This window comes from Gemmata obscuriglobus (assembly GCF_008065095.1).
In the GTDB taxonomy this organism is placed as follows: domain Bacteria; phylum Planctomycetota; class Planctomycetia; order Gemmatales; family Gemmataceae; genus Gemmata; species Gemmata obscuriglobus.
Genome location: NZ_CP042911.1, coordinates 7,102,488 through 7,117,929 on the forward strand (window position 1 = coordinate 7,102,488; position 15,442 = coordinate 7,117,929).

At 66.2% G+C, this 15,442-nt stretch carries 12 protein-coding genes and 1 pseudogene; 6 read left to right on the top strand and 7 right to left on the bottom strand.

What is annotated here, in order from left to right:
- Positions 1–21: 21 nt before the first annotated feature.
- The 3 genes from GobsT_RS29315 to GobsT_RS29325 all read left to right on the top strand — a co-directional run bounded on the left by GobsT_RS29315 (position 22) and on the right by GobsT_RS29325 (position 4,684).
- Positions 22–1,335: a bifunctional folylpolyglutamate synthase/dihydrofolate synthase gene (locus GobsT_RS29315; RefSeq protein ID WP_010040447.1), complete on the top strand. Its 1,314-nt coding sequence runs from the start codon at positions 22–24 to the stop codon at positions 1,333–1,335.
- A 55-nt stretch (positions 1,336–1,390) separates the two neighbouring features.
- Positions 1,391–3,277, top strand: a complete 1,887-nt coding sequence (locus tag GobsT_RS29320) for a hypothetical protein (RefSeq protein ID WP_148087909.1) — start codon at positions 1,391–1,393, stop codon at positions 3,275–3,277.
- Between the two features lie 81 nt (positions 3,278–3,358).
- Positions 3,359–4,684, top strand: a complete 1,326-nt coding sequence (locus GobsT_RS29325) for a GAF domain-containing sensor histidine kinase (protein WP_010040437.1) — start codon at positions 3,359–3,361, stop codon at positions 4,682–4,684.
- 59 nt (positions 4,685–4,743) lie between these two features.
- On the opposite strand, the gene GobsT_RS29330 is transcribed toward GobsT_RS29325, so the two are convergent.
- Positions 4,744–5,979: a DNA polymerase Y family protein gene (locus GobsT_RS29330; protein ID WP_010040435.1), complete on the bottom strand. Its 1,236-nt coding sequence runs from the start codon at positions 5,977–5,979 to the stop codon at positions 4,744–4,746.
- Positions 5,980–6,196: 217 nt separating this feature from the next.
- Between GobsT_RS29330 and GobsT_RS29335 the strand changes: the two genes are divergently transcribed.
- Positions 6,197–7,498, top strand: coding sequence for a nickel pincer cofactor-dependent isomerase, group 22 (locus tag GobsT_RS29335; RefSeq protein ID WP_010040433.1), 1,302 nt, complete (start codon positions 6,197–6,199; stop codon positions 7,496–7,498).
- Between the two features lie 177 nt (positions 7,499–7,675).
- Here the strand turns inward: GobsT_RS29335 and xylA are convergent, their stop codons facing one another.
- Complete coding sequence (gene xylA, locus GobsT_RS29340) at positions 7,676–8,989, bottom strand: xylose isomerase (protein ID WP_010040427.1); 1,314 nt, start codon at positions 8,987–8,989, stop codon at positions 7,676–7,678.
- Positions 8,990–9,113: 124 nt separating this feature from the next.
- Between xylA and GobsT_RS29345 the strand changes: the two genes are divergently transcribed.
- Positions 9,114–9,518 carry a hypothetical protein gene (locus GobsT_RS29345; protein WP_010040425.1) on the top strand — a complete coding sequence of 135 codons (405 nt, stop codon included), beginning with the start codon at positions 9,114–9,116 and terminating at the stop codon, positions 9,516–9,518.
- Between the two features lie 66 nt (positions 9,519–9,584).
- On the opposite strand, the gene cysN is transcribed toward GobsT_RS29345, so the two are convergent.
- The 3 genes and pseudogenes from cysN to cysD all read right to left on the bottom strand — a co-directional run.
- Positions 9,585–11,501, bottom strand: a complete 1,917-nt coding sequence (gene cysN, locus GobsT_RS29350) for a sulfate adenylyltransferase subunit CysN (RefSeq protein WP_010040423.1) — start codon at positions 11,499–11,501, stop codon at positions 9,585–9,587.
- Positions 11,488–11,943 carry a hypothetical protein gene (locus GobsT_RS29355; RefSeq protein WP_010040421.1) on the bottom strand — a complete coding sequence of 152 codons (456 nt, stop codon included), beginning with the start codon at positions 11,941–11,943 and terminating at the stop codon, positions 11,488–11,490. Before GobsT_RS29355 ends, cysN begins: the two co-directional genes overlap by 14 nt.
- A 28-nt stretch (positions 11,944–11,971) precedes the next feature.
- Positions 11,972–12,889, bottom strand: a pseudogene (gene cysD / locus GobsT_RS29360) (sulfate adenylyltransferase subunit CysD); the annotation flags it as partial.
- Positions 12,890–13,876: 987 nt separating this feature from the next.
- Here cysD and GobsT_RS29365 point away from each other — a divergent pair.
- Positions 13,877–14,611, top strand: a complete 735-nt coding sequence (locus GobsT_RS29365; RefSeq protein WP_010040418.1) for a hypothetical protein — start codon at positions 13,877–13,879, stop codon at positions 14,609–14,611.
- A 32-nt stretch (positions 14,612–14,643) separates the two neighbouring features.
- Here GobsT_RS29365 and GobsT_RS29370 read toward each other — a convergent pair whose 3' ends face one another.
- Positions 14,644–14,880, bottom strand: a complete 237-nt coding sequence (locus GobsT_RS29370; RefSeq protein WP_148087910.1) for a hypothetical protein — start codon at positions 14,878–14,880, stop codon at positions 14,644–14,646.
- Between the two features lie 121 nt (positions 14,881–15,001).
- Positions 15,002–15,400 (bottom strand): hypothetical protein, encoded by a 399-nt coding sequence (locus GobsT_RS29375; RefSeq protein WP_010040415.1) that lies wholly within the window; start codon positions 15,398–15,400, stop codon positions 15,002–15,004.
- Between the last annotated feature and the right edge of the window lie 42 nt (positions 15,401–15,442).

A 15,442-nucleotide genomic window follows, 5' to 3' on the forward strand; every position in this document is an offset into this window, starting at 1 on the left:
CCCGTCCCCCGCACGGCCCCGATGACTTACGACGAAGCCCTGGCCTTCTGGTACGGACGCATCAACTACGAGGTGCGGTCCGCCGGGCCGCTGGACCTCAAGTTGGAGCGGATGCGCGCGCTCCTGCGGCGTCTCGGCGACCCGCAGGACCGGCTGCGCCTCGTTCACGTCACCGGGACAAAGGGCAAGGGCTCCACGTGCGCGATGCTCGAGTCGGTGTTGCGTACGGCGGGCTACCGTGCGGGGCTGTTCACGTCCCCGCATTTGGCCCACATCGAAGAGCGGATGCAGGTCGACCGCGTGCCCATTTCCCACGGGGAACTGGCTGCGTGCATGGAGGAGGTGGCCCCCGCGGTTCGCGCGATGGAGACCGACCCCCGGTTCCCGTCACCGACGTTCTTCGAGATCGGGACGGCGCTGGGGTTCTTGCACTTCGTGCGACGCCGCTGCGACATCGCGCTGATCGAAGTGGGGCTCGGCGGGCGGTTCGACAGTACTAACGTGTGCCAACCGCTTGTGTCGGTGATCACGAACGTCGGACCGGACCACATGGCCCAGCTCGGCACCACGCTCGAAGCGATCGCGTTCCAGAAAGCGGGAATCATCAAGCGCCGGGTGCCGGTGGTGAGCGGCGTGACCCAGGACGGGCCACGCGCCGTGATTCGCCAAGTGGCGGCCGAGTTGAGTGCTCCAATATGGGAAGTGGGTGTGAAGCCCTGTTCTCCAATCCCTTCCTTCAAAAGGGAAGAACTTCATGTCGCGGAGGAGGTCGGGGTGAGAGCCGCTCCCATTGGCCTACTCGGTGCGCACCAGCGTGCGAATGCGGCGGTGGCGACGGCAGTACTCGATCGGCTCCGAACGGCCGGGATGCACATTCCGGCGGCGGCCGTCGCGCGCGGGCTGGGCGAGGTAAAATGGCCGGCACGCGTCGAGGTGGTGCGCGAACGCCCGACCACAATTCTCGACACCGCGCACAACGTGCCGAGCGCAGAGGCACTCGTGACCACGCTGCGCGAGGCGTTCCCGAACGCGGGCACGAAGCGTGTGGTGTTTGCGGTGTCGTCGGACAAGCAGTTTGCTGAGATACTTCGCGTTCTTGCGAGCTACTTCGACCATTTCTACTTCACAAAGTACAGCAACAACCCGCGAGGCGTGCCGACCGAAGCGCTCGCCACCGCACTCGCCGCGGTCGCGCCGGGTAAACCGTTCACGCTTCATGCGACCGCACCGAAGGCTTGGAACGCGGCCGTTTCCACCGTAACTGATACGGACTTGGTGTGCGTAACCGGCAGCGTGTTCCTGGCCGGCGAACTGCGCCCGCTGATGGCGTCGTGAGCCACGAACACATTTCCGGCCCGTGCCCGCAACTTGTTCCGATAGAAGTGGTAGAATGGCCCGTGCCTTCCCGCCCGGGTCCGCGGACCCGGGCGGGAGTGACGCATGCGGCCCCGTAGTGTGGTTAAACGCCTTCATGAAGTTGCTCACCTCGGTGTTCACTCTGAACGGGCGGGTACTGCCGGCCGGAACCTGGTTCACGGTCGCAGTGTGCGCATTCGTCATCGGGTTAGAGATCGCCGGGCGGTACGCCGCATCCGACTTGCACGACGGCGCCGCAGCCCTGGCGCTCGTCGGGGTCGGACTGACGGTCGCGGTGCGGCACCGGCGCGAGCCGCTTCCGTGGGTCGCACGGCTGGCCGCGCTGGGCCGGCGGGCGGCCGGATCAACCTCGTGGCTCCGGTACGACCACGGCATCGATCTGCGCGGTGTACCCCCGCTCCCGCGACGCACCCCACCGGTGGTCTTCGTGCTTGCCTTGGTGCTGTTCACGTGGGGAGGACTAGCGGCGGGGGCGTGGGCGGTGTTTCCCGCCGGCTGGCGCGCGGTCGGGATCTACTCGTCGTACACGTTGTATCTGGCCCTGCTGCTGGTGCTCTGGGGCACGCTCTTGACGGTCGCGTGCGTGGGCCTGTTTGTGCCCATTGCCGCGCTGGATAAGTGGCTCCGACGGTGGCTCGGGGACACTGACAGACGGGGAGCCGAACTGGCGGCAGTTGTCGGGTACGCGGTGGGCGTAGCGCTCGTCGCCTGGGAGTTCCCGCCGGCCCCGGTGCTGCTGCTGTGCCTCGTTGTGGCGGTAAGTGCTTGGGCCGCGTACGTGCCGCGCGGCCGCGACGGCGCCGCGCTGCTCTGGCGCGGCTCGGCCGACAAGCCGGTGTGTGCGGTGCCGCTGCGTCGGGTGCTCGCGACGGTGATCGGGCTGACCGCGCTGCTCGCGTTCGCCGTACTGCTCACCGCGTGCGGCGGGCGACTGTTCGCTCCCCCACGGGCCGACGACACGATGCCGTTCACCGCGCTTCTCGGAACCGTTGCGGCGTGGTTCCTGCCCGGGTTACTGTGTGTCGTGGTGGTGAAACTGAACGGCGCGCGCCGGGGCGACCCGGCGCGCCGCACGCCGCCGACGCTGCACATCGCCGGCGCACATGCGGGTGACGTCCGCTCGGCCGCGCGCATCGCCCGCCGGTGGGGGTGGGCCGTTCGCACCGCTCCCCAAGCAAGGGAACCGAACCACGTCGGGGTCGAGGTTGTTGAGGAAGCGCGGTCCGAGGCGACCGAGTTCAATCCGGTCTGGCCCCTTAAAGTGAGCCTCGCCGACCTGCAACTCCGGGCGGTGAAAGAGCGGTTGGAGCGCCGTGACGAGATCAAGGTGCGGCGGCAACTGTTCCGCGGGCTCCAGAAACTGTTTAAGCGGGCCAGCGTGTTCAAGGGACCGGCGGGCGGCGGGTTCTGGCTCGCCCCCCACTGGTGGTTCGTCGAGGGCGTCGGCCGGGAGGACGCGGATTCCGCCAGCGAGGAGTCCCCGCCGATGGTCGGCCCGGCCTACAGCCGCGTGCTGCCCAGGCGCGCCCGGCAGCACGCGCACGCCGTGCTCCGGGCGACCCAAGTGGACATGATCTTCATTGAAGACGGGGTGACGTTCCGCAACCTGGAGCGCGCGCTGCGCGTGCTAACCGAACTGTATGACGTTCACGGCGGGACGCGCCGCGCCGAAGAGATGCACTTCCGCGGGGTACCGAAGGTGCGGGCCATGATCCACGAATACGAGCCCGGTAACCCGTTCCGCTCGGACCTGTACCCCGAGCCGAAGTTCGACGACCTGTCCCGGGTTCGGGTGCTGCACATTTTCCGGGATCGCGGGGCCAGCGAGGAACTGACCGACCAGCCGTTCGACTTCTCGTGGACCCCGGCCCCCGCACCGGTCGGCAGTGCGGGTTGGTGAGGCGGAAACGAAACCGCTGTCCACGCGCCTTGGCGTGGGTTACAGTAGGGCTTGTATCTCCTCTGTACTTCGTGCCGCCCCATGACCTCACCGCACTCCGTACCCGGGCCGAGTCGGGCCACGGAAATCGCTCGCCTGGAGCTCGCCCGGCTCGCTCCGAGTGAGCCGCTCGACGCCGTGTTTCGCCGCGCGTGCGAGCTGTGTGCCGACGCACTCACGGTCGAGCGCGTCGGCGTGTGGCTGTTCATCGACAACGGGGGCGCGCTCCGCTGCGCGAACCTGTTCGAGCGGTCCAAGAAGGAGCACTCCGCCGGAACCATGCTCCGGGTCGCGGACTTCCCCGCGTACTTCACGTCCATTTCCATTCGCAAGGCCGTCCCCGCCGAGGTCGCGGGCACGGAGCCGTGGACCGCGGAACTGGCCGCGCGTTACCTGCGCCCGCTCGGCATCGGCTCGATCCTCGACGCCGGCATCTTCGTGGACGGCGAACTAGTAGGGGTGCTGTGCCACGAACACGTCGGCCTGCCCCGCGAGTGGACCACCGAGGCGCGGGACTTCGTCGGCTCGATGGCGGACCTGCTCGCCTTGCGGATTCAGTCGGCCGAGGTGCGCGAACTGCGGGCCGCGTTCCTCACCCAAGACGAGCGCTCCGTGGCGCACGAGAAGGCAGCGGCCCTGGAGCAGCTTGCCGCCGGCGTGGCTCACGACTTCCGCAACCTGCTGACCGTGTTCCTCGGATACGGCGGCCTGCTTGCGCGTCGCGACGATTTACCTCACGACGCACGAAAGCAGGCAAAGGACATCGTCACCGCGGCCGAACAGGGCACCGCACTGGCGAAGGGCCTGCTGGAGTTCGCGCACCCGCAGACCGCGCCCCCGGCGGTACTCGATTTGGGCGCCGTTGCCGCCGAGTTCATGCCTGTACTTAAGGCCGCGATCGGCTCGAAATACAAGATCCAGTACACGCAGCCGGACGAACTCGGGCAGGTGTTCATTGAAAAGGGGCAGTTCACGCGTCTGCTGCTGAACCTTGCGGTTAACGCGAGTGAGGCGATGCCCGCCGGCGGCCTCGTCGCGATCCGGCTGGCGCCGGTGAAGCTGACCGGCAACCCGAGCTACCTGGGCCGGTTCGTGCTGCTCGAGGTGACCGACACCGGAAGCGGGATCGATGCGGAAACCCAGCGCCGCATGTTCGATCCGTACTTCACCACCAAGTCGAAGGGAACGGGGCTGGGGTTGGCGATCGTGCGTCGGATCGTGGACCGGGTGGGCGGGCTGATCCGTGTGGAGAGTTCCGAGAGTAAGGGAACCACGTTCCGCGTGTTCTTCCCGCGGGTCGGCGCCAGCACCGGCGGCACAGCCCTGTTCCCGATCCTGCCCCCACAGCCCGGCGCGGAGCCCGCGTAATATCGGCAAACAAGAACCGGAGCCCGCCGGTCCGTGGGCTCAGCACGCGCCAACCGCTCTCAGTTCACCCGGCGGTCGAAATCGGGGATCTGTGTAAACGCCACCCGCGACGGTGCCGCGTCCCGCATCCCGAACATCGCGCCCAGGTACACCACGCTCGCGCCGAATTCGGCGTTCACCTCGTCCAGCGCGGCCGAAATATTGCCACCCTGGTGGTCCTCATCGAAGAGTGATGGGGTTGCGCTCCGGGCCGGAACCAGGTCGCTCAGTACCACCCCCACCTTGAACGGCGCGCCCCCGCGCGGTCGCCCCGCCCACAACTTCGCGACCACCGCGACCAGCGCCGGCGTGTCCTGGCACCGGGGCACGCGGGCGCTCTCGTCCCACCGCACGCGCGCGCTCCGGTCCGCACCCAGGAACCGCACTCCGACCGACACCGACCCGCACCAGTAGCCGATCTTCCGCAACCGCGCCGCGGCCTTGTGGACCAGTCGCATTAGCACCCCGTACGCCTTCTCGTCCGTGCGCAGGTTCGGTGGGAGTACGTGTGAGTGGCTCACCGTTTGGCGCCGGGTCGGAGTCTCGGGTACCTCGTCTCCGTGCAACAGCCCGTGCCAGCGCTCGCCGATCACTTTGCTGCCCCATACGTCACTCAACGCTTTTGCGGACGCCGCACAGAACTGGGCCACCGTACAGATCCCGCACAGCCTCAGCCGCCGCTCCATCCGCGGCCCCACTCCCGGAAAGTCGTTCAGTTGTAGCCGGTGGAGCGCGTGCGGCAGGTCGGCGTCGGTGAGAGGGGTCAGCCCGTTCGGCTTTTGCATGTCGGCGGCCACCTTCGCCAGCAGCACGTTGGGACCGATCCCGATCGAGCACGTCATGCACTCACCGGCCAGATCGTGAATCGCGCGTTTGACCTGCTCTGCGAGCGCCCGCGCCCGCGCCGGCTCTCGGTCGCTACCGGTCAACTTGCAGGACATCTCGTCGATCGAGCGCACGCTGTCGATCGGGAGGACGCTCCGCACGGCCGCGAGGATGCGGTTGTGCATGGTGACGTATCGCTTGTGCCCCGTCGAAACGAGTATGATCCCCGGGCACAGCTTGCGGGCCTCCCACACCGGTGTGCCGGTTTTCACCCCGAACGCTTTCGCTTCGTAACTGGCCGCGATACACGCGGTCGTTTCTGCCCGGGTCGGGATGACGGCAATCGGCTTCCCGCGCAGGTCCGGGTCGTGCTGCTGCTCGACGGACGCGAAGAACGAGTTCATGTCGATGAAGAGGTACCGGAGCGGCATCGCGCGGTCTCCACGGTTCACCCGTTCACCATGGACGGGACAGTGTAAATATGTGCGCTAAAATTTCCGGGGGTGCAAGTCGAGGGTCAGGAGTTTCGGAGCGAAATGTGTTTGCCGGGCCTTGCACAACCGGCAGCCTGTCGCGGCTCGACTTGCATTCGGCAGGCGCGAGACGAAAATACGCGATGTTCCCTCCCTATTCAAACAAGAGACCGCCGTGTTCATCCCCCGCGTCCAACTCGTGCGTCAGACCGCCCCGCAACCGTCCGTCGCCGACGTCGCCCAGACGACGCGCGAGCTGTGGCTCAACTCGAAGACCGCCAAACGTATTCGCCCCGGTATGAAGGTGGCCGTCGCGTGCGGCAGCCGCGGCATCAACAACTACCTGGCGATCGCAAAGGCGACCGTTGACGCCCTGAAGGAACTGGGCGCGCAACCGTTCGTGGTGGCGGCGATGGGGTCACACGGCGGGGCCACGTCCGCGGGCCAGCGTGAGCTGCTCGCGAGCTACCGCATCGACGAACAGCACCTCGGCGTGCCGGTCGTGACCGACATGGACGCGGAGAACATCGGGGCCAACTCCTGGGGCCAAGCGGTATGGTGGGACAAGAACGCGCTGAAGGCCGACGCGGTGGTGACGGTGTCGCGGGTGAAGCCGCACACGGACTTCCGCGGCACGTTCGAGAGCGGCATCCTGAAGATGCTGGTGATCGGGCTCGGGAAGCGGCACGGCGCGGACCAGGTTCACAGCTTCGGCACCCGCGGCCTGCGCGACATGATCCCGGAGTCCGGGCGGGTGATCATGGAGAAGACGCCGTTCGTCGGCGGTTTGGCGATCATTGAGAACGCCAAAGAGGAAACCGCGCGGCTCGAAGTCGTGGACCGTGACGACCTCTGGGCGCGCGAACCCGAGTTGCTCATAGAAGCCCGCGGCCTGATGGGCCGGCTCCCGTTCCCGGGCGCCGACGTGCTCATCATCGGCGAGTGCGGCAAGAACTATTCGGGCGCCGGGATGGACCCGAACGTGGTCGGGCGGATGCTGATCGAGGCCACCCCCGAGGCCGAGACGAACGACCCGCGCATCGTGCGCATCGGGGTGCTGGACGTATCCGCAGAGAGCCACGGCAACGCGACCGGAATCGGGATCGCGGACCTTACGACCAACCGCGCGCTGGCGGGCATCGACCCGGGTCCGTTCCGCATGAACAACCTCACCGCGCGCTCGCTGTGGCGGAGCAAGCTGCCGATCGGGTTCGACACCGACCGCGAGGTGATCGGCCACTGCGTCGAGACGTGCTGGCAGCCGGAACTGGAGAAGGTGAAGCTCTGCGTGATCCCGAACACATTGGAAGTGGTCGAGATGTGGCTGTCGGAGCCGCTGCTGGCGGACGTGCGGGGTGTCCCGCACCTGGAGTTCGTAGGCGATCTGGTAGAACTGCCGTTCGACGCGAACGGGAACCTCATGCAAGAGAAGCTGTTCCCGCACAGCGTCCGCGGGCGCCGGGTGAAAGGCCACTGAAAGAAGAGGCACTGGCCACAAAAAGCACAAGCCACAAACAGAAGAGATTGGCCACAAAAAAGCACAAAAAGCACAAAAGGGAACCAAAACCAGAAGCAAAAGAGTTGTGTTGATATCAATCTCTTGTTTTGCTCTTTGGTTTCCTTTTGTGCTTTTTTGTGGCCAATCTCTTCGGCTTTACTTGAGGTAGCGATTAATGATGTTCTCGATCAGCTCCTGGCGGCCGGACACGTTGGGCTCCGCCTCGCCCTTCTTTAGCATGTAGGCTTCCAGTTCTTCGAACTTCACCTTGCCGGCCTCAATGTCCGCGCCCACGCCCGAGTCCCAGCTCGCGTACCGCTTCTTCACCATGTCCTTCAGAACACCGTCCTTCCGCATCGCGGCGGCGATCTTCAGGCCATGGGCGAACGCGTCCATCCCGCCGATGTGCGCGTGGAACAGGTCGATCGGCTCGAAGCTGTCGCGCCGCACCTTCGCGTCGAAGTTCATCCCGCCCGACCCGATCCCCCCCTGGTTCAGCACGATCAGCATCACCTGCGCGGTCAGGTACAGGTCCGTCGGGAACTGGTCCGTGTCCCACCCGAGCAGCGGGTCGCCGCGGTTGGCGTCGATGCTCCCGAGCATCCCGTTGATGCTCGCGTACTCCAGTTCATGCCCCATTGTGTGCTTGGCCAGCGTCGCGTGGTTCGTCTCGACGTTGAACTTGAACTCCTTCTCCAGGCCGTAGCTGCGGAGGAACGCGAGCGAGTTGGCGCAGTCGAAGTCGTACTGGTGCGAGGTCGGCTCGTGCGGCTTCGGCTCGATCAGGAACGCGCCCGTGAACCCGATCTTCTTCTTGTACTCCACCGCCATGTGGAAGAACTTCGCGAGGTGGTCCAGCTCGCGCTTGAGGTCGGTGTTCCAGAGGGTCATGTACCCCTCGCGCCCGCCCCAGAACACGTAGTTCTCGCCGCCCAGCTCCTTGGTCGCTTCAAGCGCCTTCTTCACCTGCGCGGCGGAGTACGCGAACACGTCCGCGTTGCAACTGGTGCTGGCGCCGTGGACGAACCGCTTGTTGCTGAACAGGTTCGCGGTGCCCCACAGCAGCTTGATGCCGGTGCGGGCCTGCGCCTCCTTCAGCTTCGCCACCACCGAGTCGAGGATCTTGTTCGTCTCGGCGAGGTTCGCGCCTTCCGGCGCGATGTCGCGGTCGTGCCAGCAGTAGTACGGCACGCCGAGCTTCTCCATGAACTCGAACGCCACGTCCACCCGCTTGAGCGCCATCGCGGGGCTGTCGGTGCCGTCCTCCCACGGCCGGATCGCGCACCCGGGGCCGAACGGGTCGGAGCCGGTGCCGCGGAACGTGTGCCAGTAGCACACCGCGAACCGCAGGTGGTCCTTCATCGACTTGCCCTCGACGAGCTCGTCGGGGTTGTAGTGCCGGTACGCCAGCGGGTTGGTGCTGTCCGGGCCTTCGTACTTGATCTTCGGCACGTCCGGGAAGAACGACATGGATGCCGCCTGTCGGTGAGAGGATTTGGGGTCGTGAAGTGAGCGTAGCGGTTCGCGCCGCGCGCGGGTAGGATGTCGTGCGGCGGCTTTCCTGGTTATCCCATTTCTTGATGGGGAAAGTGCCGTGTCTGAGCCCGTTGAGTTTCCCGTTCCGGCCGACGACCTCCGGTTCCTCGAACGCGCGGCGCGGGAGCGGTCGCCACCGCCCCCGGTCGGCCGCGACCCACCGCGGGTGTCGTACCTCACCGCCGCCTCGATGCAGACGCTCTACGGGTACGTGTGGAGGTGGCGCCGGCTGCGGGGGCGCGAGTTGCGGCGGTGGGAACCGCCGACCGGGTTCGCGAACGTCGTGTGCGTGGGTGTGGCCTCCGTGTCGCTCGCCGTCGAACTGATTTACTTCATCGTGTGCCGGCCCGATTTGGGGAACCGGCAGATTCGGGCGAGGCTCGTCACACCGCGCGACGTGCAGCGGATCGTGTACCTGCGGATCGGGACCGCCCGCGGGCTCCTGAACCGCGTCCGAATGTGACCGCGCCGGGCCGCTCTCGAACGAGCGGCCCGGTGACCCTTTCAAGGACCCGCAGGGCCGCGCACGCTAGTGCAGAATGCCTTTCGCCTTCATCAGGTCGATGACGCGGTTGACGCACTCCTCGACACCGACCTTGTCGGTTTGAAGCACCAGGTCGGGCGATTGCGGCTCCTCGAACGCCGCGGTCACGCCCGGCATCTGGGCGATCTTGCCCTCGTCGGCCAGCCGGTACGCGCCGCTCTGGTCGCGCGCCCGCAGCACCTCCATCGGCGCCGTGCAGAACACCTCCAAAACGCGGTCGCGGCCGATCAACTGCTTCGCCTTCTCGCGCACCGCCTCGTGCGGGGCCACGAACGCCGCGACGGTGATCACGCCCGCGTCGTTCATCAGCTTTGCCACCTCGGCCGACCGGCGCAGGTTCTCGGAGCGGTCGTCCGCGGTGAACCCCAGATCGCGGTTCAGCCCGTGCCGCATGTTCTGGCCGTACAGCACCGTCACCGCCCGGCCCTCGTCCCACAGCCGGCGCTCCAGGGCGTAGGCGATGCGGCTCTTGCCGCTGCCGGTCAGCCCGACCAGCAGCACCGTGACCGGCTTCTGCCCGAACCGCCGCTCCCGCTCGGCCGGGGCGATCAGGCTCTCGCGGGCCTTCGCGGTGACCACCGCCTCCGCCTGCCGCGCCCCCCCCGCCTCCAGGATCATCCCTGCCCCGACCGTGTTGTTCGTCAGCCGGTCGATCAGGATGAACGCCCCGGTCGCGGCGTTGGTGCGGTACGGGTCGCACGCCAGGGGCTGCGTCAGGCTGAGCTGGACGTGCCCGACCTCGTTCAGCTCCAGCCGCGCGACGGTCCGGTGCTCGAGCGTGTTAACGTCCACGCCGTAGCGGAACGCCGCGACCTCCGCCGTCACCTGCCGCGTGGTCTGCTTCAGCGTGTACGTCCGGCCGGGCACGAACGGCTGCTCGGCCATCCACACCACCATTGCCTCGATCTGGCGGCTGACGTGGGGCGGGCTGTCGGGCCGCACCAGCACGTCGCCGCGGCTGACGTCCACCTCGTCCGCCAGCGTGACGGTCACGGCCTGCGGCGCGAACGCCTCGTCCTGCTCGCCGTCGTAGGTCACGATCGACTTCACCCGGCTGCGTTTGCCCGACGGCAGCACCATCACCTCGTCGCCCTTGCGGACGATGCCGGACGCGACGGTGCCCGCGAACCCGCGGAAGTCGAGGTTCGGGCGGATCACGTACTGCACCGGGAACCGCAGGTCGGTGAGGTTGCGGTCGCTGGCGATGTGGACCGTTTCCAGGTGGTCCAGGAGCGCCGGGCCGTGATACCAGGGCATCGCGTCGCTCTTGGACGCGACGTTGTCCCCCTTCAGCGCCGACATCGGGATGAACGTGATGTCCGGCAGGCCGAGCTTGGCGACGAACCCGGTGTAGTCGTCCTTGATCCGCTCGAACACCTCCTGCGAGTGCCCGACGAGGTCCATCTTGTTGACGGCGACGACGACGTGCCGGATACCCAGGAGCGACACGATGAACGAGTGCCGGCGCGTCTGGGTCTGCACGCCGTGGCGGGCGTCGATGAGGATGATGGCGAGCTGGCACGTCGAGGCGCCGGTGGCCATGTTCCGCGTGTACTGCTCGTGGCCGGGCGTGTCGGCGATGATGAACTTGCGGCGGTCGGTCGAGAAGTACCGGTACGCCACGTCGATGGTGATGCCCTGCTCGCGCTCGGCCTTGAGGCCGTCGGTGAGCAGCGCGAGGTCGATCTCCCCGGCGCCCGTGGTGCCGACCTTCTCGCTGTCGCGCTTCACCGCGGCGAGTTGGTCCTCGTAGATCATCTTGGTGTCGTGCAGCAGCCGCCCGATGAGCGTGCTCTTGCCGTCGTCCACGCTCCCGCAGGTGAGGAACCGCAGCAGTTCCTTCCGCTGGTGGCGGGCGAGGTAGGCGTGGATGTCTTCCTGACTCAGGTCAACGGCTTGCATTGCAGTGACTCTCAACCTTTCGGAACGCTTGCCCGAGCACCTCAATGACCCCGCTGTGGGCTCGCACAGCGTCGACGCTGCTAATAATCCACCGCACGTCACGGTATGGGGGTGACCAAGGGAAACAGCGGCCAAATAATTCGCTGTAGAGGTACCTTCGGATGGTTTCGCAGAACGCGCCTTCGTTTTGAACCAGGTTGTCGATTGAGGGATATCCAAGGTCGTGAAGGTACTGTGGGTATGAGTCGCTTGTTCGCTCGAAATCGAGCTTCATCTCCTGCACGAAAGTGTTCGCATCAACGGCAATCAAGCCGCACACCTCGGCGACCTCAAACTTTAAGGCGTACGGGTAGAGTTGCCTCTCTACCGGTCCACCGAATCCCAGTTCTAGGTAGCTGATCCAGTAGGCCAGCGCGGGTTCGCCGTTCACTTCGCAGATCATGGCGCAGCCTTCTCACAACTAACAGCCATCAGAAGTACCCCTCGCGCTTCTTCTGCTCCATCGAGCCCGACTCGTCGTGGTCGATCATCCGGCCCTGGCGCTCGGAGTTCTTCGCCAGGAGCATCTCCTCGATGATCTCCGGCAGGGTGGTCGCGGTGCTCTCGATCGCTCCGGTGAGCGGGTAGCAACCCAGCGTGCGGAACCGCACGCGCTTCATCATCGGCACCTCGCCGGGCCGCAGCCGCATGCGCTCGTCGTCCACCATGATGAGCGTGCCGTCGCGCTCCACGACCGGGCGCACGTCGGCGAAGTACAGCGGCACGATCGGGATGTTTTCCAGGTGGATGTACTGCCACACGTCCAGCTCGGTCCAGTTGCTCAGCGGGAACGCGCGGATGCTCTCGCCCTTGTTCACCTTACAGTTGTACAGGTTCCACAGCTCCGGCCGCTGGTTCTTCGGGTCCCACTGGTGCAAGCGGTCGCGGAAGCTGTACACGCGCTCCTTGGCCCGGCTCTTCTCCTCGTCCCGGCGGGCGCCGCCGAACGCCGCGTCGAACTGGTAGTGGTTCAGCGCCTGCTTCAGCGCCGCCGTCTTCATCACGTCGGTGTGCTTCTTCGAGCCGTGGTCGAACGGGTTGATGTTCTGGGCCAGCCCCTCCGGGTTGGTCCAGACCTTCAGGTCGAGCCCCTGCTCGCGGCAGTACCGGTCGCGGAACTCGATCATCGCCCGGAACTTCCAGGTCGTGTCGACGTGCAGCAGCGGGAACGGCAGCCGGCCGGGGTGGAACGCCTTCTGCGCCAGCCGCAGCATCACGGCCGAGTCCTTGCCGATCGAGTACAGCATCACGGGCCGCTCGAACTCGGCAGCGACCTCGCGGATGATGTGGATGCTCTCCGCCTCCAGCACCTTCAAGTGGGTGAGGTTGTAACTGCTGCTGATGGCCCGCCCTCCCTCGTGAGTCTTCTGGCACTAATTCTATGAGATCGCCCGACCCGCAGTCGCGGTCGTCCCGATCGCAAGCGTGGCCCGAAACGGCTCCGATCCGTTCCCCCGTTCCATGCGATACGGGTGAGGAAGAACGAGCCGCGTAACCGGCGCATCGGGCATTTCCCCACCGTATTCCGACTACCCAGCACTTCCGGAAGTCCAAATCACTCCTCGCAGAGCCATCGGCGCCAACGTCTCATCCGACCGGGCGGAATCGCCTACGGATTGAAATCGACGCAAGTATCATCACGACAAAATCTTGTGACGCATCGCCCGGCGTCTCAGGCTCGGCACCCGTTAACCTCGGCACTTGACCCGTTGCCTGAACGCGGGATTCGTGGGTAGTTCCGTACCCGCTCGCGGGTAGTCCGTGACCAATCGAACGGCAGCGAATGTCCAGTTCCGGTCCCATCGGGTATCCACCAGTATCGGCACTGTAACCCCCGTTACAGCACGGCCCGAGTCGGGAACACTCAGACCGTCCGGGTGGCTTTCGGTCCTCGGTGCGGAAGCGACCAACGAGCGGCAAAAACGATTCGCGGCACTCGGCGTGCGACCCACACGAACGCATAGCGGAACGGGATCCGCATTGGATGCGCACGGCTCGATCGGGAAGCCCAAAAGAGTTTGACAGGATCGACAGGTTAAACGGGATTTCCAATCGCTCGGTCTTCATCCGGTAAATCCTGTCGATCCTGTCAAAACCGGTCTTCGTGAACACGAGGCCCACAGGGGTCGAAGCGAAGCCGCACGACCACCCATCCATTCCGCGGCCCGTTCTGACGTCGGAAGCGTGTGGTCTCCTCGGCACGGTCAGAACATCCCCCTACCAAGCTGATGGCACGGGCGAACGCGCCGCATCCCTTGCGATCGATATGCAAACTGAAGGTGGCGAACAGCACCTCAGAGCGCCCGGCACGCGGGCGCGGTTTCTCGGAGGCAACCGTGCTGCGGATTCCCGAGTTCCGGATGCTGATCGACGCCCCGGCCGATTGCGGTCTGGCGGCGGCACCGGGCGCGTACCTGTTCGGCCCGACGCACGGAACGTTCGGCCTAGGCGTGACCCGCGCGTCCCCGGCCGACGACACCGCCGGCGACCTGCTGTCCCTGTACGAACTGATGGCCGCCCTCGGGCCGGTCGGCACGCACGGGGCCACGATACTCAACCGGCGCGACTCGGACGTGCCGTTCATCGGGGCGATCCGCAACCCGGACACCGCCGAACTATTCCTCCTCGCGCCCTTCAACCACGCGGGACTCGCCGAACCCGAGTTGCGCCGCGAATGCGCGCGGCTCATCGGGTACGTGAGTTTCGTGAGCCCGGCGATGGAAAGCTGGACCTCCGTGCTGTCCGGAACGGTGATGGTCGGCGCCGACACCTACCGCAGCACTCCCGGGGCGGGCGGGTATACGGTCGAGGAGCGGTACACGTTCCGAACCGACGGGATTTACGAGCGGGTCAAGGAAACGCAGGTCACGGTCGGCGTGGGCGGGCTGTCCGCCAGCCGCACCGGGCGCGAGCGCGAAGTCGGCTCGTGGGACGTTATCAGCACGGACGGGCGCCCGGCCCTGCGGCTCGACGACGCGGACGGTAACCGCCGCGTGCTGGCTCTGACCCGGCGCGGCCCGGACGTTCTGCTCGACGGCGAGCGGTTCGTTCTTGACCGGTTTCGATCCTGATTACGGCACGTCTGTGCTCCACGCGTATGCGGTCACGACACGCCGTCGGCCGCATACGCCGCGGCCGTCAGCGCCACGGCAAGTGCCCGGGCTTGTGCCGGAGTTAGCTCCAACTCGGTGTTCGCGCTGATGTCAGCGTCAACCAGTCGCTCGCTCTCCAGTTCGAGCCCCGAAATGTTAGCTGCCGCGCTGACCTGCCACGTTTCGATGTTGACCAATCCCGGATGGACTTGGCCGATCACCTCAACGAAACCCTGGCGGTATTTCACCGCGTCACACCGCACACGAAAACCGTTAGCCACGAGAACCTCGCCGAGCTAAACGTCCCCAGCCCTATCCGGAAGAAGCTACCGACACGAATTGGCTGGCGAGCCTTGATGTCGTTAACCCTCATTCACCGCGCACCAGTAGCCCTTCCGTGCGCTGCCCGTCGGGCGTTTCAAGAACGAGGGTGAGGAAATCGATCCCCGGCCTCGTCTGCTCTTCCAGTACGACAGCACCGGACGTGTCGCGCACGCGGACGACACACGCGCCATTCGGACCGGGGTGGTAGTACAGGAACCCCGGCAGCCGTCGCCGGTACGGGCCGGGCATGTCGGGCGTGTACTTGACGCGCCAACCCTCCGCGAGCGAGTCTCGGCACAGTTCGTCGAGAGTGAAAGTCGGTCCGACGCTGGACCTGTCCGAGACGGCGCGTTGGCGTGCCCACCGGTCGTAGGACACTGCGAACGCCAAGGTCGTGAGGGCCACGACGCACCCAACGATCCAGACCCGACGCTGTGAGAACATGTCGCGCGACCTCACCCTTTGCTCGCTGGATTTGAAGCTCGC